This window comes from Microbacterium sp. F2E (assembly GCF_020905435.1).
Taxonomy (GTDB): Bacteria; Actinomycetota; Actinomycetes; order Actinomycetales; family Microbacteriaceae; genus Microbacterium; species Microbacterium lacticum.
On sequence record NZ_JAJJIB010000005.1, the window covers coordinates 32,722 to 53,565 of the forward strand.

The window sequence follows — 20,844 nt, forward strand, 5'->3', positions numbered from 1 at the left end:
TCGGACTGTGGGTGTTCGGTGAGCGACGCCGGGGGGCGTTGCGATGACGTCAGCTGCTGGGGGGCACCATGACGGTACGTATCGGCTATGCCGCGGGGGCGTTCGACCTGTTCCACGTGGGGCACCTGAACATCCTTCGGCACGCCAAGGATCAGTGCGACGTGCTCATCGCCGGCGTCGTGAGCGACGAGATGCTCCGCGCCGTCAAGGGCGTCGCGCCCTTCGTTCCGACGGCGGAGCGGGCAGAGATCGTGCGAGGCATCCGCTTCGTCGACCACGTGCACATCGAGACGGTGCCCGACAAGCTCGACGTGTGGCGCGAGGTGGGCTTCACGCACTTCTTCAAGGGCGACGACTGGCGCGGCACGGAGAAGGGCAACCGGCTCGAGCTCGAGTTCGCCGCGGTCGGCGTCGAAGTGGTGTATTTCCCGTACACGGCGCACACCTCGAGCACGCAGCTGCGCCGCGCTCTCGAAGTCGTGACGGCCGAGACGCTGCACGACTACTCCGAACGCCCGGCGTCCGCCTGAGCACACGGTGAGCAGCCACCGGTGACCGCCGACGCCGTCGACCTCTTCGTCGGACAGATGATCGGACTGCTGCCGAAACTCCACCCCGACGACATCGACGACGCCACGCGTCGACAGCTTCGGCTCCTCTTCCCCCGCGTCGACGGCGAAGCGGCGCCGGTCGTCGGCAAGGCCCGTCGCCCCCGCACCTACTCGGTGATCACGAACGGGCGCGGCGGCGGCGTGCTGACCGTCGGAGGGACGGAGATCCCGGTCGCGATCCTGCCGCTGGATGTCTCTACACCGCCGGAAGCGACCGCCTTCCGGATCGTGGCGATCGCGGGACGGGCGATGCGCGTGCGCGGAGTCGCCGAAGGCGACGTGTCCCGTTGACGAACGCGCGACGAGCGGCTCGGCATGGGCGTGCCGGAGGTGAAGAAGCTCATCGGGTGAACGGCAGATGACACCTCGGTGGCGCATAACGAACTGACAGATCACACACAGGCGGCGCCACAGGACCCCCGCTACGCTGAGACGACCTTTTCCGCCGGCGATTTGCGAGCGACCCATGGAACTGACCGTCATCGTTCCGACCTTCAACGAAGGCCCGAACGTCGCGGAACTGCTCCGCAGACTCGGAGCGTCGCTCGACGGGCGCGACTTCGAAGTGCTGTTCGTGGACGACTCCACCGACGACACCCCCGACATCATCCGCGTCGTCTCGGGCACCGTCGACTTCCCGGTGCGTCTGATCCGCCGCGACGCTCCCGTCGCCGGCCTCGGCGGCGCCGTGCTCGAGGGGCTGCGCGCGGCCGACTCGCGCTGGTGCCTGGTCATGGACGGCGACCTGCAGCATCCCCCCGAGGACATCCCGCGCATGCTCGACCGCGCCGCGGTCGGCGACGTCGACATCGTCGTGGCCTCGCGCTACGTCGCGGGCGGCACCGCCGGCGGTCTGGCGAACGCCACCCGTACGGCGGTCTCCCGCGCCTCCACGGCGCTCACCAAGTCGATGTTCCCGCGCAAGCTCCACGGCTGCACCGACCCGATGACCGGGTTCTTCCTCGTCGACCGCGACGCCCTCGACCTCGATGCGCTCCGCCCCCGCGGGTTCAAGATCCTGCTCGAGATCCTCGCGCGCCGCCAGCTGCGCATCGGCGAGGTGCCGTTCGCGTTCGCCACCCGGTACGCCGGCGAGTCGAAGGCCACCTTCACGCAGGGCATCCGCTTCCTCACCCAGTTGGCGATGCTGCGGTTCGGCCGCATGTCGGCCTTCGCGCTCGTCGGCGGCATCGGCGCCATCGCGAACCTCGTCATCATGTGGGGCCTCATCCGCCTCGGCATGGACTACATCCCCGCCGCGATCATCGCGAGCGAGGTGACGATCATCGGCAACTTCCTGCTGCTCGAGTACCTCGTCTTCTCGGACATGCGCGCCGACTCGGGCTCCGTGTGGGTCAGATTCGCGAAGTCGTTCACGTTCAACAACATCGAGGCGCTCGTCCGCATCCCGGTGCTCGCGCTGCTGGTACAGAATGCCCACATCCCGAGCGTCCTCGCCGCCGCGATCACCCTCGTCGCCGCGTTCGTCGTGCGCTTCGTCTACCACGCGCTGTGGGTCTACGCCCCGAAGCGCGTGGCAGCCGCAGCCGTCGCGACGCCCGTCGCCCACTCCACCGGCCGTACGCTGGAATCATGACCTCCTCCGACACCGCACAGACCCCGCAGACCATCACGATGTTCGGCGCCGACTGGTGCCGCGACTGCATCCGCACGAAGAAGCAGCTCGACGAGCTCGGCATCGCCTACACCTACGTCGACCTCGTCGCCGACCCCGCCGCCGCCGACGTGGCGCGCGAGATCTCGGGCCGCACGAACATCCCCGTCGTCGTCTACCCGGATGCCTCGCACCACGTCGAGCCCACCAACGCCGATGTCGAGGCGAAGCTGCGCGAACTCGCGCTGATCTGACGCCCTGCCGCCACGCTGACATCGAGGAGCGCTCCCGCTGGGATCGCGTGCCACTCCGGCCGTAGGCTGAGCCCACGGGCATCCATTCGAAGGAGAGTGTCATGGCGACGACGACGGAGCACGCGACCCTCGATCAGGCGATCACGCAGCTGGAGACCGGCGCCCGCGCCTGGAGCCTGCTCACACTCGCCCAGCGCCGTGCCCTGCTCCGCCGCGTGCACGCGACCACCGCGGCCGTCGCCGAGGAGTGGGCGGACACGGCGTCCGAATCGAAGGGGCTCGCGCCCGGGCATCCGCTGCGCGGCGAGGAGTGGCTGTCGGGTCCGTACGCCGCCCTCGTCGCCGTCGACGCGTACGCCGACACCCTCGGCGCGCTCGCCGCGGGCCGCTCGCCGATCGCCGGCGTCCGCACCGGCACGGCGCCGGGCGGACGCACCGTCGTGCACACCTCGCCGCTGACCGCGACCGACCGCCTGCTCCTGTCGGGGTACTCGACCGAGGTGTGGCTCGAACCGGGCGTCACCGCCGAGGCGGCCCGCCGTGCGGCGGGGCTCGGGCAACGGCATCCCTCGGCGCCCGGCGGGGTCGGGCTCGTGCTCGGCGCCGGCAACATCACCTCGATCCCCTACCTCGATGTGCTGTACGAGCTGATGGCGTTCAACCGCGTCGCGATCCTGAAGCTCAACCCCACGCAGAACGCGCTCGTCGGCGTCTTCGAACGCGCCCTCGCCCCGCTCATCGAGCCCGGGTTCCTGCGCATCGTGACCGGCGGCGGCGACGTGGGCGGCTCCCTCACGGGGCATCCGGGGATCTCGCACGTGCACATCACCGGGTCGGAGGCGACCTTCCGCGCGATCGTGCCGGGGCTGTCCGTGCCGATCACGGCGGAGCTCGGCGGCGTCTCGCCCATCATCATCGTTCCCGGGGAGTGGTCGGCGGCCGACCTGCGCTACCAGGCCGAGCACGTCGTGACGATGCGCCTGCACAACAGCGGACACAACTGCATCGCCGGCCAGGTCGTGCTGCTCAGCAGCGACTGGCCGCAGCGCGCGGATTTCCTCGAAGAGCTCCGCGCCGCGTACGACCGCGCGCCCGAGCGGCCGGTCTGGTACCCGAACAGCGAGAGCAAGATGGATGCCGCGCGCGACGCGTACCCCGACGCCGGGCGCTGCGGCGACGGCAGCCGCACGCTCGTCCTCGCCGCGCCCGACGATGCTGAGCCGCTCGAGACCACCGAGTACTTCTCGCCCGTGCTCGGCGTCGTCGACCTCCCCGGCACGGGGCAGGAGTTCCTCGACGCCGCCGTCGCGCACGCGAACGACCGAATCACCGGCACGCTCGGCGCGAACGTGCTCATCGACCCCGCGACGCAGTCCGCGCTCCGCGCCGGATTCGAGCGCGCCGTCGCCGACCTGCACTACGGCACGGTCGCCGTCAACGCGTGGACGGCGTTCGGATTCCTCACCCCCACGGCGACCTGGGGCGCGTACCCCGGCGGGACGCTCGAGAACGCCCCGAGCGGCATCGGGATCGTGCACAACGCGTTCCTGCTCGACCGCGTCGAGCGCACGGTTGTGCGCGGCCCGTTCCGCCCGTTCCCGCGGTCAGCGACCTCTGCAGTGCGCGGCTACGGGCTGTCGGTGCTGCCGAAGCCGCCGTGGTTCGTGACCTCGCGCACCGGTGCGGCGGTCTGCGAGGGCTTCACCCGGTTCCGCATCGATGGGGACTGGGCGAGGATGTCGGTCGTGCTCGTGAAGGCTTTCGGCGCGTGAGCGGCGGGCCGGGCGCCACGCGGGCGGCGCGGCCGAGGTCGGCGGCACGAGGCATCCCTCGCGCCCGCGACCTCGAGGCCGACTACGTCGTCGTGGGAGCCGGGTCCGCGGGCGCAGCCCTCGCCGCGCGGCTGAGCGAGGACCCCGCCGTCTCGGTGCTGCTGCTCGAGGCCGGGCCGGTCGATCGTGCGCTCGAACTGCACGTTCCCGCCGCGTTCTCGAAGCTCTTCCGCGGGCGCTACGACTGGAACTACGACACCGCGCCGCAGCCGCACCTCGACGGGCGCACGGTCTACTGGCCGCGCGGCAAGACCCTCGGCGGATCGTCGTCGCTCAACGCGATGATGTGGGTGCGCGGGTTCGCCGCCGACTACGACGAATGGGCCGGCGTCGCCGGCGCGGACTGGTCGTGGGCCTCGCTCGCCCCCTACTTCCGGCGCGTCGAAGCCACCGCGGATGCCACCGATGCGTCCCTCGGCCGCGGCGGCCCGCAGGCGGTCGAGCGGCAGCGCGATCCGCGACCGCACACGGCGGCGTTCCTCGACGCGGCGCGGGAGCTCGGCCATCCGGTCACCGAAGCGAATCTGCCCGCCGGTCAGGGCTTCTCCGAGACGATGGTGACGCAGCGCCGCGGCGCACGCGCCTCCACCGCCGACGCGTACCTGCGGCCGGCGCGCCGCCGACGGAACCTCCGCATCGTGACCGACGCGCTCGTCCGGCGCGTGACGTTCGAGGCGGGTGGCGGCGGGGATGCTGCCGACGCAGGCGGCGCGCTGGACGCCACGGAGCAATCGCGCGGCGACGGACCGCGCTCGACCGGGGTCTACGTCGAGATCGACGGGATCACCCGGCATGCGCGGGCACGCCGCGAGGTGATCCTCTGCGGCGGCGCGATCAACACTCCGCAGCTGCTGCTGCTGAGCGGCATCGGACCGGCCGACCACCTGGCCTCCCACGGCATCACGACGATCGTCGATGCTCCGGGCGTCGGCGAGAACCTGCAGGACCACCTCGTCGCCGGGCTCGCGCCGGGCGCGCGCGGCGGCACCCTGTACGGTGCCGAGAAGCCGGCGCAGCTGGCCGCGTACCTTACCCGGCGCCGCGGGATGCTCACCTCGAACGTGGCCGAGGCGTACGGGTTCGTGCGCACCGGGGTCGCCGACGAGAGCGGCGCGGCGGACGGACTGCCCGACATTGAGATCATCTTCGCCGCGGCGCCGTACGTCGGCGAGGGGCTCGTGCCCCTGCCGGCCGAGGGCATCACCGTCGGCGCGATCCTGCTGCGCCCACGCAGCCGCGGCACGATCCGGCTCGCATCGGCCGATCCGACCGATGCCGCGATCATCGACCCGGGGTATCTGAGCGACCCCGACGGCGTCGATGCGCGGACGCTGCTCGCCGGCCTCGCCGAATGCGAGCGGCTGATCGCGACGCCCGCGCTCGACGCCGTCACCTCGGACGACTGGGTGCAGCCGCCGGGCGGCGCCTCGATGACCGCCGCCGAGCGCGACGAGGCATCCCTGCGCCGCTATTCGCACACGCTCTACCATCCGGTCGGCACGGCACGGATGGGCCTCGACGAGGCATCCGTCGTCGACCCGCAGCTGCGGGTGCGCGGCGTGCGGGGACTCCGCGTCGCGGATGCCTCGGTCATGCCGACAGTCATCCGCGGCCACACCAACGCTCCCGCGATCGTGATCGGCGAGCGCGCGGCGGACCTCATCCGCGGGCGCTGACGGGCTCGGGCTCGGGCTCGGGGCACGCGCGTACGGTATTCAGTCTGCGCGCGTCGCCGCCACGGGCTTCGCCGCGCAATCGCGCGGCGTCCACCGCAACCACCCCGGTGACTGCCCATGGGGAGACTGAATACCGTACGCAGGTACCGGGCGGCCACCCGGCGGCGCCGTACCGTTTGCAGGATCGCCTGCGCAGCGGCGGGATCGCCACCGCGGAATCACGCGAGCGCGCAGCGGCCGGCGTGACATCGGTCCTGCATTGCGGTACGCAGGGGCGATGCCCGCAGGCCGTCGCGGGCGCAGGTCAGCGGCCCGACGGGTCAGCGGGTCAGCGGCCGCGACGCTGGCCGCCGCCGTTCTGACGCACGACCGATCCGACCATGAGCTTGCCGGCGGCGCCGCCACCGTGCGAAGCTCGGCGGCCCGACGTGCGGGGGTCGCCGGATGCCTGCGCCGCAGCCTGCTCGCGCGCCGGGCGCTGCTCGCGGCCCCGACCGGCATCGGCCGGGCGACCCTGCCGCTCGGCCGCGGGGCGACCCGAGCGATCGGTGCGAGCCTGACCCGTTTGGCCGCCCTGACCGCCGGAGGCGCCCTGACCACGGCCGCCGCGGCCGCCGCGACCCGAACCGGCGCCCCCACCGTGCGCAGCGCCCTGCGCCTCGCGCGCGGCGCGCTTGCGCTGCGCGTTCGCGCCCTGGCTGCGTCCGCCGCCGCCCTGGCCTCGGCCGGGCTGCTCCGACTTCGGCGCCGGCGCGACATGGGCCGCGACCTCGCCGACGAGCGCGGTCACCTCGGGCGAGGTCGCCGAGACCTTCACCGGGGTCACCGTGATCGCGGCCTTGCGCAAGAGGTCCTTCACGTCCTTCTCCTGGCCGGGCAGCACGATCGTCACGACAGACCCCTCGGCGCCGGCACGGGCGGTGCGCCCCGAGCGGTGCAGGTACGCCTTGTGCTCCATCGGCGGGTCGACGTGGATGACCAGCTCGACATCGTCGACGTGCACGCCGCGCGCGGCGACGTCGGTCGCGACGAGCACCTTCGCCGCGCCCGAAGCGAACGCCGCGAGGTTGCGGTCGCGCGCGGGCTGCGACAGGTTGCCGTGCAGGTCGACCGCGGGGATCCCCTGCGCCGTCAGCTGCTGGGCGAGCTTCTTGGCATGGTGCTTCGTGCGCATGAACAGGATGCGCCGGCCGGTGCCCGACGCGAGCGTGCGCACGAGCTCCTTCTTGGCATCCACACCCTCGGTGTAGAACACGTGGTGCGTCATCGCGGCGACCGGCGAGTTCGCCTCGTCGACCGAGTGCAGCACCTCGTTCTGCAGGAACCGGTTGACGAGCTTGTCGACGCCGTTGTCCAGCGTCGCGCTGAACAGCAGTCGCTGACCGCCCTGCGGCGTCTTGTCGAGAATGCGGGTGACCACGGGCAGGAAGCCCAGGTCGGCCATGTGGTCGGCCTCGTCGATGACGGTGATCTCCACGGCATCCAGCTTCACGAAGCCCTGCTTCATGAGGTCTTCGAGGCGGCCGGGGCAGGCGACGACGATGTCGACGCCGTCCTTCAGCGCCGCGACCTGGCGGTTCTGGCTCACGCCGCCGAAGATCGTGGTGGTCTTCAGCCCGTAGGCGGATGCCAGGGGCTCGAGCGTCGCGTTGATCTGCGTCGCGAGCTCGCGAGTGGGGGCCAGGACGAGACCGAGGATGCGACCGGCACGCCGCGAACCGCCCGCGAGGGCGCCGCCGAGGCGCGCGGCCATCGGGATCGAGAAGGCGAGGGTCTTGCCCGAGCCCGTCTTGCCGCGGCCGAGCACGTCGCGGCCGGCGAGGGTGTCGGGCAGGGTGTCGGACTGGATGGGGAACGGCTCGGTCTTGCCGTCCTTCGCGAGGACGTCGAGCAGGGGGGTGGGCACGCCGAGCGTGCGGAAAGTGGTGTCAGACATAGGAATGTTTCTGGGCAGGCTGCCCGGATCGGTGGCCTCTGCGGGATATGCGCACAGGGTCGCCGTATGGGGAATGTCAGCCGGCATCCGGTCGGACCGGGCGGCGAGGGAAGCGCTCTACGACGCAAGCACGCGGTCGGATGCCGCGCGGCAAGAACCTTCAGTCTAGCAGGGATCTCTCTGCGCCGGCGAAGCGATCGGTCGCGGCCCGCAGCGCGCGAGCGATCCCGGGCTCGGCGGCCGAGTGCGAGGCATCCGACACGACCACGAACTCCGCCTCGGGCCACGCGCGGTGCAGGTCCCACGCCGTCATCATGGGCGTGCAGACGTCGTAGCGGCCCTGCACGATGACCGCGGGGATGCCACGGATCGCGCCGACCTCGTCGATGAGCTGGCCCTCGCGGAGCCACCCACCGTGCAGGAAGTAGTGGTTCTCGATGCGGGCGAACGCGACGGCCGTGTCGGGTTCGGCCATCGAGGCGACCCGATCGGGGTCGGGGAGGAGGCTGAGGGTCGCGGCCTCCCACGTCGTCCAGGCGCGGGCGGCGGGCAGGTGCACGGCCGGATCGGGGTCGGTCAGCCGGCGGTGGTAGGCCTCGATCAGGCGCGAGCGCTCGAGCACCGGGATCGGAGCGAGGTAGTCCTCCCACAGATCGGGGTAGATCGCCGACGCCCCGCCCTCGTAGAACCACTCCAGCTCATACCGGCGCAGGGTGAAGATTCCGCGCAGCACGAGCTCGGTGACGGCGTCGGGGTAGCTCTCCGCGTAGGCGAGCGCGAGGGTCGACCCCCACGACCCGCCGAACACCTGCCACCGGTCGATGCCGAGGTTCTTGCGCAGCAGCTCCATGTCGGCGACGAGGTGCCACGTGGTGTTGTAGCGCAGGTCAGCGCCGGGCGCGCTCACGTGCGGCGTCGAGCGGCCGCAGCCGCGCTGGTCGAACAGCACGATGCGGTAGGCCTCGGGGTCGAAGAAGCGGCGATGCCATGGCGAGGTTCCCCCGCCCGGGCCGCCGTGCAGGAAGACGACCGGCTTGCCGTCGGGGTTGCCGGACTGCTCCCAGTAGACGCGCTGCCCGTCACCCGCGAGCAGGAATCCGGTCTCGTACGGCTCGATCGGCGGGTAGAGGATCTCGTCGAGGTGAGCCGGGGCTCCGGCGGAGCCGCTCACAGGTTGTTTCCGACCGAGAACGTGTCGCACGCGCCGGGACCGCCGTTGAGGCCCTGCGTGAACCAGCGCTGGCGCTGCTCGCTCGATCCGTGCGTCCAGCTCTCCGGGTTCACCTGCCCCGACTTGGCCTGGATGTGGTCGTCGCCGACGGCGGCGGCCGCATCGAGGGCATCCCGGATCTGATCGTCGCTCGGCCGCTGCAGGTAGGCGACGCCCTTGTCGTCCTTCTGGTCGGCCGCGCCCTGCACCCAGGCGCCGGCGAAGCAGTCGGCCTGCAGCTCGGAGCGCACGCCGTTGCTGTACGGGCCGGTGCCGTTCGACGGGTACTGGTCGAAGATGCCGGTGATCTGCTGGATGTGGTGCCCGTATTCGTGCGCGAGCACGTAGAGCTGTGCGAGCGGGCCGGCCTCGTCGCCGAACTGCTGCTCGAGCACCTGGAAGAACGTCGGGTCGATGTAGACGGTCTCCTCCGGCGGGCAGTAGAACGGGCCGGTGGCATTGGATGCCGTGCCGCACGCGGTGGGCGTCGACTCGTCGACGATGATCAGCTGCGGCGCACGGTAGCCCTGCACCTGGCTCGCCCAATAGGTGTTGATCGACTTCGATCCGCCCGCGAGACGGCAGTCGATGCTCGCGTTCGCGTCCGCTCCGGTCTCGCAGTTGGCGATGTCGGTCTCGGGTCCCGCCTCCGTGCCCCCGCCCATCCCGCCGAGCAGGCTCGAGAAGTCGGCCCCCGTGAAGATCTGCAGCAGGATCACGGCGATCGCGCCGAGGCCGCCGACGCCGCCCGCGATCACGCCGCCGCCGGGCCCCCGCCGCTTCGCGCCGCTGCCGCTCACGTCGGCGTTGCTGTTGAACGTCATGCCCTCACCGTATCGCGTGGCGCCCGCCGCCCCCAGAGGCCGCCCGGGATGCCGCCCGGGATGCCGCCGCGTCGCCACCGCCATCGGCATCCCCGCCCTCGTTGCCGCCCCCTGATGCGCGCTCTCCCTCCGATCCCGCCTCGGCCCTAGGCTCGGAACATGGATGCCACGACCATCACCGTCACGGGTGCGGGCGGCCAGATCGGCTACGCACTGCTGTTCCGCATCGCCTCGGGCGCCCTGCTCGGCCCGGACCGCCCCGTCCGCCTGCGACTGCTCGAGATCCCGCAGGGCCTGAGGTCGGCCGAGGGCGCCGCTCTCGAACTGCAGGACTGCGCGTTCCCGCTCCTGCAGAGCGTCGACATCACCGACGACGCCCGCACCGCGTTCGACGGCGCGAACCTCGCCCTCCTCGTCGGGGCGCGCCCCCGCACCGCCGGCATGGAGCGGGCCGACCTCCTCGCCGCCAACGCCGGCATCTTCGGCCCGCAGGGCGCGGCGCTCAACGAGGTCGCCGCCGCCGACATCCGCGTGGTGGTGGTGGGAAACCCCGCCAACACGAACGCGCTCATCGCCGCGGCATCCGCCCCCGACATCCCCGGCGACCGCTTCGCCGCGCTCACCCGCCTCGATCACGATCGCGCTCTCGCGCAGCTCGCGCAGGCGACGGATGCCTCGGTCACCGACATCCGCGGCATCGCGATCTGGGGCAATCACTCCGCGACCCAGTTCCCCGACGTCGACCACGCGACGGTCGCGGGACGCCCCGCCCGGGAGGTGCTCGCCGAGCGGCTCGGCGGCGCGGAGGCCGCCGCGACCTGGCTGGACGACGAGTTCGTGCCGCGGGTTGCGAAGCGCGGGGCCGAGATCATCTCGGTGCGCGGATCATCGTCGGCGGCCTCGGCCGCGAACGCCGCGATCTCGCACCTGCGCGACAGCGTGGCCGGCACCGACGGGACGAGCGCCGCCGTGCTCTCGCGGGGCGAATACGGGGTGCCCGAGGGGCTGTACTCGTCGTTCCCCGTCACGAGCGACGGCTCGGGATACCGGATCGTGGAGGGGCTCGACCTCGACGATCGCGCTCGCTCCCGCATCGACGCCTCCGTCGCCGAACTCGTCGCCGAGCGCGACGCCGTGCGCGAGCTCGGCCTCCTCTGAGTCGCCGGCGCCTTTGACTCCCTGCGGCACACCCTCGCCGAGCTCGACGCCGACCAGCTGAGCATCGAGTTGCGGCTGCAGGGAGACGACTGACCCGCGGCGAGCCGCGCGACCTGTGAGAATGAGAGCTCGACGAAGGAGCGAGATGAACGCCCAGATGGATGCCTCGGGCCGCGCGCCGGCCGACTACGCCGAATCCATCGCGCTCCCGGCGACGACCGAAGCGGTGCCGGTGATCGTCTCCGACTCCGACTGGTGGGCGGCACGGCCCGCGGGCTCGCGGCTCGTCGGGCTCGTCGTGGCCCGCGACGACCTGCCCTCGGTGATCGCCCAGCGCGACGCCCTGGCGGAGTTCGGCGTGCCGATCGAGGGCTTCCGTCACCCCGCGCCCGAGACCGGGGAGAGCTGGTCGGAGCGCCTGACGCGCCTGTTCGGCCGTCTCACGAGCGGCGACGTCGTCGTGGTGGCCGACAAGCACGCCCTCGGCCGTACGGTGCCGGAGGAGACCCACGCGATCGCCGAGTTGCGCCGCCGCGGCATCATCGTGAAGGTGCTCGGCCACTCGCGCGCCTGAGCCGTCACACGGCGCGGTCGAGCCCACGCGAGACGGCGGCCCCGCGGATCATGATCTGCGAGGCCGCCGTCGCCAGCCGGGCGAGCCCGGCCGGGGGTCACTGACCGAGCTGGCTGGCGAGCTGCTCGTCGGTGGACTGGAGGGCCTGAGCGGCCTTCTCGAGGAACGAGGCCATGCCCTCGATGCCCTGCACGGTCTTGGTCGCACCCAGCGCCTCGTGATCGTCCCGAACGCCGCGTGATCCCGGGGACGGCGCTGACTCGCCGCATCGCGACAGTGCGGCGAGTCAGCCCGCGCGGTGGCAGCCGACGAGGTGATCGTCGACCATCCCGGCCGACTGCATGAGCGCGTACATCGTGGTCGATCCGACGAAGCGGAAGCCCCGCCTCTTGAGCGCCTTCGAGAGCGCATCGGATGCCGCGGTCATCGCGCGCACATCGGCGAACGCGACCGGCCGGTCGGCCGCCGAGCGGGGTTCCGGCGCGAAGGACCACATGAAGGCGTCGAACTCTCCCGGCGTCATCGCCGCGACGAGCCTGGCATTTCCGATCGTCGCGAGGATCTTGGCTCGGTTGCGGATGATCCCGGCATCCGCCATCAGGCGCTCGACGTCGGCCTCGTCGAACGCGGCGACCGTCTCGGGCTCGAATCCGGCGAACACCTCGCGGAAGCGGGGGCGCTTCCGCAGGATCGTGATCCACGACAGCCCCGCCTGGAACCCCTCGAGCGACATCTTCTCGTAGAGCGCCCGGTCGCCGTGCAGCGCCCGGCCCCACTCCTCGTCGTGGTAGCGCCGGTACTCCGCGTCATCGCCGACCCAGCCGCAGCGCGCGAGACCGTCGGGGCCGCGGATGAGGTCGGGGCGCAGGTCGTCCATCAGACCAGGCTATCGACGTGCCCCGACACTCCCGACGCTCGCGCTCCCGGTACCCGAGCTTCCGGTGCTCCCGCCCTGGGCACCCGTCCGCAGCGCCTCTGCGAGGTCGGTGTGCGCGAACGTGAACCCCGCGGCGGTGAGCCGCTCGGGCGCGACCCAGCGGCTCTTCACGACGAGCTCGGGTTCGGTGCGGTGTGTACGAGCGGGTGCTCGGCGATCGGATCGACAAGCTCGACGCGCCGTTCAGCGTGGTCAACACGGCGCACGCGGACGGGTCGCTGACGGCGGCGCGCACCGTGCGGTTCGGAGCGCGCCGCGTGCCCCGCCGGCACGGGCGCGCCGCCCGCGCAGGCCGTCGACGTGCGCATCACCATGCCGGTGCTCGGCGAGGTGTTCCACTACGCGGGCACGTTCACCTACGCGGTCGTGCCCGTCGCCGGCGCGGACGCCGCTACCCCGTAAGCACGAACCCCGCAGGAATGCGCGAATTCCGCAGCCGATCGCGGGTCCGGGTGCGGAGTTCGCGACATACTGCGGAGTTCGTGTGGCGCGCGCAGCGTCCGTGCGGGGCGCGGGCGCGGCGCGCAGGCCCGTCCGGCGGTCGCGCGCCCCGCGCACAACCAAACCCCACGCCGCGCACACCTGCGGAGATCTGCACAACCGCGGATGCCTCGCCGCAGCCAGTCCGCAGGTGTGCAGATCTCCGCGGTTGCGCAAGGCGCCCGGCGCGCGACCGCGGGAGCGACTACTTCTTCTTGAGCGACTTCTCCGACACGGGCGCCTCACCCGACGCGGCGAGCGTGGCATAGTAGGCGCGCGCCTCGTCCTGACGGGCGCGCTCGGCACCCGAGGCGATGGGCGCGCGGACGTGCTCGGGGGCGAAGCCGTAGGCATCCACGAGGTCCTGCGCGTGCGGGCGCAGACGCAGCGCGAGCCGGTCGATGTAGCGCGAGACCGACGCCGCGCGCTGCGTCGACAGGCGGCCGTTGATCAGATACCAGGCGAGGTGCTTCTCGATCAGGTGCATGCCGAACAGGTCGCGCAGCCACGTGAGCACCTGTGCGGTGTCGGCATCCGTCTCGGCGATGCGGTTCACGCCGTCGCTGAACGCCTCCCACTGCAACAGCTCGCCGTGCGCGCGCGCCGCCTCGATCAACTCAGCCTGGTTGGCATTGAAGATCGCGGCAGCTTCGGCCGGCGACGCCTTCGAAGCGGGCCGCAGGCGCGTCGCGATGTCGGCGACCATCTGCTCGACGCGTCCCGCGAGCAGCTCGTGCTGCTGTTCGGCGCGCAGGCCGAGCTCGACCGAGCGGGCCGTGGAGCCGAAGTCGGTGACGGCCTGGCCGAGCCGGCGGAGCCCCGCGCCGTGGAACACCCTGCCCGCAGTCTGCTTCGCGGCGAAGGATGCCAACTTGGCGGCATCCGCCCCCTTGAACTGCTTCGCGAAGTCGGCCAGCAGGCGCTTGCCGACCAGCTGCAGCAGGATGTTGTTATCGCCTTCGAAGGTGACGTAGACGTCGAGGTCCTGGTGCAGGCCGACGAAACGGTTCTCGGCGATGAAGCCCGATCCGCCGCACGCCTCGCGTGCCTCTTGGATGGTCGACAGCGCGTTCCACGTGCTCAGCGGCTTCAGCGCGGCGGCCAGGGTCTCAAGATCCTCGCGCTCTTCGGGGGTGTCGGTGCGACCCGAGAATACGCCGTCGAACTTGCGCAGCAGTTCGTCGTTGGAGAAGAACTGTGCGTAGTTCTGCGCGAGCAGGGGCAGCAGGCGGCGCTGGTGCTTGCCGTAGTCCAGCAGCACCACCTCGTCGGTACCGGCGCCCGAGTCGAACTGGCGACGCTGGTTGGCATACGTCAGCGCGATGTACAGCGCGAGGGCCGTGGCCTCGGTCGCGGCACCGTCGAGCGACACGCGGCCCTGCACGAGCGCGCCGAGCATCGTGAAGAAGCGGCGGCCGGGGCTGGCGATGTCGCTCGTATACGTGCCGTCGGAGGCCACCTGGCCATAGCGGTCGAGCAGGTTGAACCGCGGGATGCGCACGTGGTCGAAGGCGAGCCGGCCGTTGTCGATGCCGTTCAGGCCGCCCTTGACGCCGTCATCCTCGCTCGTGACCCCGGGCAGCATGCCGCCCTCGTCGTCGCGGAGTGGCACGAAGAAGCAGTGCACTCCGTAGTTCACGCCGCCCGTGATCAGCTGCGCGAACACCGTGGCGGCGCGCCCGTGCAGCGCGGCGTTGCCGAGGTAGTCCTTCCACGCGCCGCGGAACGGCGTGTTGATGACGAATTCCTCGGTCTCGGGGTCGTACGTCGCGGTGGTGCCGATGGATGCCACGTCGGAGCCGTGCCCGATCTCGGTCATCGCGAAGGCGCCGGGGAGTTCGAGCTCGATCACGTCGCTCAACCAGGCATCCCAGTGCTTCTTCGTGCCGAGCTGGTAGATGGCCGAGCCGAACAGGCCCCACTGCACACCCGACTTGATCTGCAGGCTCGGGTCGGCGAGCACGAGTTCCATGAACCCGGCGAGGTTGGCGCCGTTGTTCTCGAGGCCGCCGTACTCCTTCGGGAACGCGCGACGCGAGCCGTTGTTCTCGACGAGCAGCCGCAACTGGCCCAGCACCCGCTCGCGGTGCTCGGGCACCGACTGGCCGTCGATGCGCCAGAACGCCGGGTCTTTGATCATCTCGCGCGCCTCGCGGCGCGTCTCGCCCCACGTGCCGAGCAGCAGGTCGGTGACGGCGTCGACGTCGATGCGCGGTTCGTGCGCCTCGTCGGCGGTGTGGGCCGCCGTGGGCGCACCGCCGGCGGGCGTGCGCTTGCTGGTCGCGGGCTTCTTGGGGTGGATGTTCTCGCGGACGGCGGTGTCGGTCATCGGCATACCTTTCGGGGGCAGGAAGGATCACTGCCGACGGTAGGAGCGCGACAACAGTCACGCAATACCGCTGAAGGATGCCGACAAAAGTGCTCGGGCGAACACGCGGGCATCCTGTGGCGACACCCAAACCCACGACCGTTGAGACGGCGTTCCACCTGCCGGGCTCGGCTTGTCCTGGCCCACAACGGGGCACCATACTTGGCCCACCCTGCTACAGCCGCCGCTCCCACCTCTCACGGAGGCCGCCATGATGCCACTCGGACAGCAACTCGCTCGGCGCAAGCCGATCGTCTTCCAGCGCCAGCACCGCGAGGGCGAGGAGCTCGCCCGCAACCTCGGCACGTTCCAGCTGATGATGTTCGGCGTCGGCGCCACGATCGGCACGGGCATCTTCTTCGTGCTGAGCGAGGCCATCCCCCTCGCGGGGCCGGCGGTCATCATCTCCTTCCTCCTCGCCGCGCTCGCGGCGGGGCTCTCGGCCCTCTGCTACGCCGAGATGGCCTCCGCGATCCCCGTGAGCGGATCGAGCTACTCCTTCAGCTACCACGCCCTCGGCGAAGGGGCGGCGGTGCTCGTCGGCGGCTGCGTGCTGCTCGAGTACGGCGTCGCCGTGTCGGCCGTCGCCGTCGGATGGAGCGGCTACTTCAACGAACTGCTGGGCCACCTGTTCGGATGGCAGCTGCCGCCCGAGCTGTCGCACTCCTTCGTGCCCGGTGACGACGGCGTCGCGACGGGCGGCATCGTGAACCTCCCGGCGATCGTGCTCGTCATCATGTGCATGCTGCTCCTCATCCGCGGCGCCTCCGAGTCGGCCACGATCAACGCGATCATGGTGCTGATCAAGCTCGGCGTGCTCACCATGTTCATCGTCATCGGCTTCTCCGCCTTCCTGGCCGACCACTTCGACAACTTCTTCGGACAGGCGGCCGGCATCAGCGGCGCCGCCGGGGTGATCTTCTTCTCGTTCATCGGTCTGGATGCCGTGGCGACGGCGAGCGAAGAGGTCAAGAACCCGCAGAAGGCGATCCCGCGAGCACTGCTCGGCGCCCTGGCCATCGTCACGGGCTTCTATGTGCTCGTGTGCATCGCGGGCCTCGCCGCTCAGCCCGTCGCGTGGTTCGGCACGCCCGAGGCGGGCGAGGCCGGCCTCGCGAAGATCATGGAGCTCGTCACGGGCATGCCGATCTGGGCCACCATCCTCTCCGCCGGCGCCGTGATCTCGGTGTTCTCGGTGACGCTCGTGACCCTGTACGGGCAGACGCGCATCCTCTTCTCGATCTCGCGCGACGGCATGGTGTCGAAGAAGTTCCTGCAGGTGAGCCCGAAGTACGGCACGCCGGTGTTCAACACGGTCGTCGTGTCGATCCTCGTCGCGCTCGTGGCCGGGTTCGTGCCGTCGGACTATCTCTGGGACAGCGTGTCCTTCGGCACCCTGGTCGCCTTCAGCGTCGTCGCTCTGTCGCTCATGGTGCTCCGCCGCCGCAACCCCGAGCTCGAACGCCCATTCAAGGTGCCGTTCTATCCGGTGGTCCCGATCCTCACGATCGTCGTCTGCGTGTACGTGCTGACGAGCCTGCGCCCGATCACCTGGGTCATCTGCGTCTCGTGGCTCGCGCTCGTGTTCGTGTTCGTGTTCTACCTGCTGTACGGGCGACGGCACGCGACTCTCAGCCACTACGTCTCGGAAGAGGAGATCTCCGAGCCGATCCACCCGGAGGACGAGCGGTGAGCTACCTCGTCGGCTACGGCCCCCGCAACGACGACCGCAGCGCGATCGAGCTGGCCTTCCAGCTCGCGCGCTCGCGCCCCGAGCCGGTCATCGCGCTCTCGGTCGTGCCGCGCGGCTGGGGAACACCCGCTGCGGCGGGCACCGACCGCGAGTACGAGCTGTGGGCCGCGGAGGAGGGGCGCCAGAGCGCCGAGCTCGCGCGGGCCGACTTCGCCGAGCATCCGGGCCTCGAGGCGGAAGCGGCGTGGGTCGTCGGCCGCTCGGTGCCGGCGACGCTCATGGAGGAGGCCGCCGCGAGGGATGCCTGGATCATCGTCGTCGGCTCGGCGAAGGATGCCGAGCCCGGGCGTGTGCGCCTGACCTCCAAGACCGACCGGCTCGTGCACTCGTCGACCCTGCCGGTCGCGATCGCGCCGCGCTCCTACCGCACGACGAGCGGCGTGGAGCGCGTGACGGTGGGCTTCCGCGACGATGACGCCGGCTGGTCGCTGCTCGACCGCGTCGCCGAACTCAGCCGCACCGAGGGTGCACGCCTGCGGGTCGTGACGTTCCTCGTGACTCCGGCCCGCCGGCCCGTCACGAACAGCGTGTCGCACTCCGAGACGCAGGTGATCGACCTGTGGAACGTGCAGGCCGCCGCGGCGCAGACGGAGGCGCGCGAGCATCTCGCCGCACTGGGTCTCGACGATGTGGAGTTCGTCCTCGCGACCGGCCCCGACTGGCCCACCGCCGTGTCCTCGGTCGCGTGGGAGGACGGCGACATCATGGTCGTCGGGTCGTCGTCGACGCACCGGCTCGCGCAGGTGTTCCTGGGGTCGAGCGCGTCGAAGATCGTGCGCAACTCCCCCGTTCCGGTGGTGGTCGTCCCGGGCGCCGGCGGGTAGACGACGCCCGGCGCCGCCGCTCAGTCGCGCAGGCGCACGGAGAGGCAGGTGACGCACCCCTCCTGCTTCTCGAACTCCGTGATCGGGGTCGTGATGACCTCAAGGCCGCGCGAGCGGAACAGTTCCGCCGTCTCCGGCGCATCCGACGACATCAGCACGGTGTTCTCGTCGAGGACGACGACCGCGGTGCCGTGCTCCTCGGGAACCGGGAGGAAGACCGGGAACGCGGCCGGGTCGTCCACCGCGTCGGGGTAGCCGATCACGGTGCCGTCGGGGAGGGCGGTGACGGCGCTCTTGAGGTGCAGGCGGCGCGTGACGGGCACACCGACGACCTCCCAGCCGCGCGGCGCCAGCAGGTCGCGCAGCTGCGCGATCGCGGCATCGTTCGTGCGAAGGGTCTGCCCGACGTACACGGTGCGCCCGATCTTCAGCACGTCGCCGCCGTCGAGCGTGCCGGGCTCTTCGATCGCGACCGCGGGGATGCCGAGGGCGTCGATCGCCGCCCGGGTCGTCACCGACTCGCCACGCCGCGACTCGGCTCCGGAGCGGGCGATGACCGCGATGTCGCCGAACACGATGACGCTGTCCTCGACGAACACGCCGTCGGCGTGCTCGTCGGCGGGGTCGACCTCGGTGACCTCCCAGCCCTGCGCACGGAACGCGTCGACGTACTGGCGCCACTGCGACAGCGCGAGGTCGGCGTCGACGTGTTCGCGTTCGAGGTGGGTCAGCTCGCCTTCGGCGAGGCGCGGCGACGGACGGCGAACGAGGATACGAGGCATGGCCACAGCCTAGGGCCCGTGCGCGCCCGCCAACCAGTCGGGGCGGGCGGCGGGCGCGCAGGCCGGCGGGAGTAGCGTGGCCGTATGGGCACCGTGTTCGAGGAGATCGACGAGAACCTGGCGGCGTGGATCGCGCGCCAGCCGATGTTCGTCGTCGCGACGGCGCCGCTCGCCGACGACGGGCTGGTGAACGTCTCACCACGCGGACTCGACTGCTTCAGCGTGCTCGGTCCGCGCCGGATCGCCTGGGTCGACCTCACCGGCTCGGGAGCCGAGACGATCGCCCACCTGCGCGAGAACGGCCGCATCTGCGTGATGTTCACCGCATTCGAACAGCGGCCGCGCATCGTGCGTCTGCACGGCCGCGGGAGCGTCGTGCTGCCGGGCGAGGCGCTCTTCGACGACGTGCTGTCGGCGCACCCCGGCCTGCCCGCCGGTGCGCGGGCGGTCATCGTCGTCGACATCCACCGGATCGCGGACTCGTGCGGGTGGGGCGTTCCCCGCATGGAGCTCGTCGACGGCGGAGAGCGCGGCATCATGGGCCCGTGGGCCGACAAGAAGGGCCCCGACGGCCTCGCGGCCTACCGCAGGCAGAAGAACACGCAGAGCCTCGACGGGCTGCCCGCACTCGATCCCGCCTGACGTGCGGGGATGCCGGGCCTGCCCGGGCATCCCCGCACGCGGGACCTACTCGCCGCTGGACAGGATCGGCAGCGGCATCGTGGTCGTGTCGATGTAGGGGTTGTCGTCCTGCGTGTCGACGAGCTCCTCCGCTTCGCGTTCGCTGCCCACCGTCGGCACCGACCCGAGGAGCGGACGCTTGCCCGTCTCGGCCATCGCGAAGAGCGCGACGCCCGCGAGCGCGGCGAAGAACATGATGTAGAACGCCGGCATGAAGTTGTTGCCCGTGGCATCCACCAGCGCGTTCGCGATGAGGGGCGTCGTGCCGCCGAACAGCGAGGCCGCGATGTTGTACGTCAGCCCCATACCCCCGAAGCGCGACGGCGTCGGGAAGAGGGCCGGGAGCGCCGACGCGGTCATCGAGACGTAGAACGCGACCGGGATCGCCACCAAGCTGAGGGCGACGAACACCGCCCACTCCTCGCCGATCTGGAGGATCGCGAACGCCGGCACCATGAGCGCCAACGTCGACCCGACGGCGATGACGTATACCGGCTTGCGGCCGATGCGGTCGGACAGCCGGCCGATGAACGGCAGACACAGCGACATGACGACGAGCACCGGGATGGTCGCGACCGCGGCATCCAGATTCGAGACGCCGATCTCCTTCTCGAGATACGTCGGCATGTAGCTCGTGAGCGCATAGCCGGCGGTGCCCTCGGCGGCGACGATCGCGATGCCGATGAGGATCGCCTTCCAGTAGTAGCGCACGATGCCGCCGAGACCGTGGCGCACGCGGGGGTCTCGCGGGTCGGTGTACGCGTCTTCCGTCGACGCCGCGGCCTCGAAGCTCGGCGTCTCGGGAATGCGCATGCGGAACCAGATCGCGACCGCGCCGAGGGGCAGGGCGAGGAGGAACGGCACGCGCCAGCCCCAGTCGAGCATGATGTCCTCGCCGAAGCTCACCGTCGAGATCGCGACGACCGAGGCGCCCGCGGCGAAGCCGAGATACGAGCCCATGTTCAGCATCGACGCCCAGAACCCGCGCGAGCGATCGGGCGAGAACTCGGCGACGTAGGTGGATGCCCCGGCGAACTCACCCCCGGAACGCGGTCGCGCTGCTGCCGGGGCTCGTGCACGCGGGGGCGCGGGCGCGCCTGCGGCTGCTCGCCCTGCCGGACGACCCGCACCGCACGATCTTCACCGCCGCACGCGCCTCGCGCGGGGCGCACCCGGCGCTGTCCGCCGTGCGCCAGGCGCTCGCCGACGAGGCCGCCGAGCTCCGCTTCGCCTGACCCGCCCCGGCCCGGCCGGCCCCGGCCCGGCCCGCGAGAGAACACCTGGCGGCCGAGAGATCGGGTGGCACCCGTTCTCTCGGCCGGACGTTGT

At 71.4% G+C, this 20,844-nt stretch carries 19 protein-coding genes and 1 pseudogene; 12 read left to right on the plus strand and 8 right to left on the minus strand.

Annotation, left to right across the window (positions count from 1 at the left end; translation table 11 throughout):
- Positions 1 to 68: 68 nt before the first annotated feature.
- From LOK55_RS05590 to LOK55_RS05615, 6 genes are all read left to right on the plus strand, one after another.
- Complete coding sequence (locus tag LOK55_RS05590; RefSeq protein ID WP_141380995.1) at positions 69 to 530, plus strand: adenylyltransferase/cytidyltransferase family protein; 462 nt, start codon at positions 69 to 71, stop codon at positions 528 to 530.
- Positions 531 to 551: 21 nt separating this feature from the next.
- Entirely contained in the window at positions 552 to 902 is a 351-nt protein-coding gene (locus LOK55_RS05595) for a hypothetical protein (protein WP_229934593.1), read from the plus strand.
- A gap of 175 nt (positions 903 to 1,077) precedes the next feature.
- Positions 1,078 to 2,208: a glycosyltransferase family 2 protein gene (locus tag LOK55_RS05600; RefSeq protein WP_229934594.1), complete on the plus strand. Its 1,131-nt coding sequence runs from the start codon at positions 1,078 to 1,080 to the stop codon at positions 2,206 to 2,208.
- Positions 2,205 to 2,480 (plus strand): glutaredoxin family protein, encoded by a 276-nt coding sequence (locus tag LOK55_RS05605; protein WP_229934595.1) that lies wholly within the window; start codon positions 2,205 to 2,207, stop codon positions 2,478 to 2,480. The genes LOK55_RS05600 and LOK55_RS05605 overlap by 4 nt, the downstream gene beginning before the upstream one ends.
- 101 nt (positions 2,481 to 2,581) lie before the next feature.
- Positions 2,582 to 4,252 carry an aldehyde dehydrogenase family protein gene (locus LOK55_RS05610; protein ID WP_229934596.1) on the plus strand — a complete coding sequence of 557 codons (1,671 nt, stop codon included), beginning with the start codon at positions 2,582 to 2,584 and terminating at the stop codon, positions 4,250 to 4,252.
- A 53-nt stretch (positions 4,253 to 4,305) separates the two neighbouring features.
- On the plus strand, positions 4,306 to 5,988 hold the full coding sequence (locus LOK55_RS05615) for a GMC family oxidoreductase (RefSeq protein ID WP_374107626.1): 1,683 nt from the start codon (positions 4,306 to 4,308) through the stop codon (positions 5,986 to 5,988).
- A gap of 328 nt (positions 5,989 to 6,316) precedes the next feature.
- Here the strand turns inward: LOK55_RS05615 and LOK55_RS05620 are convergent, their stop codons facing one another.
- The 3 genes from LOK55_RS05620 to LOK55_RS05630 form a co-directional block, all read right to left on the minus strand.
- Positions 6,317 to 7,924, minus strand: coding sequence for a DEAD/DEAH box helicase (locus LOK55_RS05620; protein WP_229934598.1), 1,608 nt, complete (start codon positions 7,922 to 7,924; stop codon positions 6,317 to 6,319).
- 160 nt (positions 7,925 to 8,084) lie between these two features.
- On the minus strand, positions 8,085 to 9,095 hold the full coding sequence (pip, locus tag LOK55_RS05625) for a prolyl aminopeptidase (RefSeq protein ID WP_229934599.1): 1,011 nt from the start codon (positions 9,093 to 9,095) through the stop codon (positions 8,085 to 8,087).
- Entirely contained in the window at positions 9,092 to 9,958 is an 867-nt protein-coding gene (locus LOK55_RS05630) for a neutral zinc metallopeptidase (protein WP_229934600.1), read from the minus strand. The genes pip and LOK55_RS05630 overlap by 4 nt, the downstream gene beginning before the upstream one ends.
- 159 nt (positions 9,959 to 10,117) lie before the next feature.
- Here LOK55_RS05630 and LOK55_RS05635 point away from each other — a divergent pair, with 159 nt between their 5' ends.
- The gene (locus tag LOK55_RS05635; protein WP_229934601.1) at positions 10,118 to 11,116 is read left to right on the plus strand and encodes a malate dehydrogenase; all 999 of its coding nucleotides are present in this window, start codon (positions 10,118 to 10,120) and stop codon (positions 11,114 to 11,116) included.
- Positions 11,117 to 11,261: 145 nt separating this feature from the next.
- The gene (locus tag LOK55_RS05640; RefSeq protein WP_141381538.1) at positions 11,262 to 11,690 is read left to right on the plus strand and encodes a dehydrogenase; all 429 of its coding nucleotides are present in this window, start codon (positions 11,262 to 11,264) and stop codon (positions 11,688 to 11,690) included.
- 286 nt (positions 11,691 to 11,976) lie between these two features.
- On the opposite strand, the gene LOK55_RS05645 is transcribed toward LOK55_RS05640, so the two are convergent.
- The 3 genes from LOK55_RS05645 to LOK55_RS05655 form a co-directional block, all read right to left on the minus strand.
- On the minus strand, positions 11,977 to 12,567 hold the full coding sequence (locus LOK55_RS05645; RefSeq protein ID WP_229934602.1) for a DNA-3-methyladenine glycosylase I: 591 nt from the start codon (positions 12,565 to 12,567) through the stop codon (positions 11,977 to 11,979).
- Between the two features lie 9 nt (positions 12,568 to 12,576).
- A complete protein-coding gene (locus LOK55_RS05650; RefSeq protein ID WP_374107623.1) occupies positions 12,577 to 12,738 on the minus strand; it encodes a DUF1731 domain-containing protein in 162 nt (53 codons plus the stop codon).
- Between the two features lie 574 nt (positions 12,739 to 13,312).
- On the minus strand, positions 13,313 to 15,436 hold the full coding sequence (locus LOK55_RS05655; protein WP_229934603.1) for an acyl-CoA dehydrogenase: 2,124 nt from the start codon (positions 15,434 to 15,436) through the stop codon (positions 13,313 to 13,315).
- A gap of 250 nt (positions 15,437 to 15,686) precedes the next feature.
- Here LOK55_RS05655 and LOK55_RS05660 point away from each other — a divergent pair, with 250 nt between their 5' ends.
- Complete coding sequence (locus LOK55_RS05660; protein ID WP_308066640.1) at positions 15,687 to 17,168, plus strand: amino acid permease; 1,482 nt, start codon at positions 15,687 to 15,689, stop codon at positions 17,166 to 17,168.
- Positions 17,165 to 18,052 carry a universal stress protein gene (locus LOK55_RS14215; RefSeq protein ID WP_229934604.1) on the plus strand — a complete coding sequence of 296 codons (888 nt, stop codon included), beginning with the start codon at positions 17,165 to 17,167 and terminating at the stop codon, positions 18,050 to 18,052. Before LOK55_RS05660 ends, LOK55_RS14215 begins: the two co-directional genes overlap by 4 nt.
- A 20-nt stretch (positions 18,053 to 18,072) precedes the next feature.
- Here the strand turns inward: LOK55_RS14215 and ddaH are convergent, their stop codons facing one another.
- Positions 18,073 to 18,834, minus strand: a complete 762-nt coding sequence (ddaH, locus tag LOK55_RS05670) for a dimethylargininase (protein ID WP_229934605.1) — start codon at positions 18,832 to 18,834, stop codon at positions 18,073 to 18,075.
- 84 nt (positions 18,835 to 18,918) lie between these two features.
- Between ddaH and LOK55_RS05675 the strand changes: the two genes are divergently transcribed.
- A complete protein-coding gene (locus LOK55_RS05675; protein WP_229934606.1) occupies positions 18,919 to 19,476 on the plus strand; it encodes a pyridoxamine 5'-phosphate oxidase family protein in 558 nt (185 codons plus the stop codon).
- 45 nt (positions 19,477 to 19,521) lie between these two features.
- Here the strand turns inward: LOK55_RS05675 and LOK55_RS05680 are convergent.
- Positions 19,522 to 20,499 (minus strand): annotated as a pseudogene (locus tag LOK55_RS05680) (MFS transporter); the annotation flags it as partial.
- A gap of 38 nt (positions 20,500 to 20,537) precedes the next feature.
- On the opposite strand from LOK55_RS05680, the gene LOK55_RS05685 reads away from it, so the two are divergent.
- Positions 20,538 to 20,750: a hypothetical protein gene (locus LOK55_RS05685; RefSeq protein WP_229934607.1), complete on the plus strand. Its 213-nt coding sequence runs from the start codon at positions 20,538 to 20,540 to the stop codon at positions 20,748 to 20,750.
- Positions 20,751 to 20,844 lie beyond the last annotated feature (94 nt).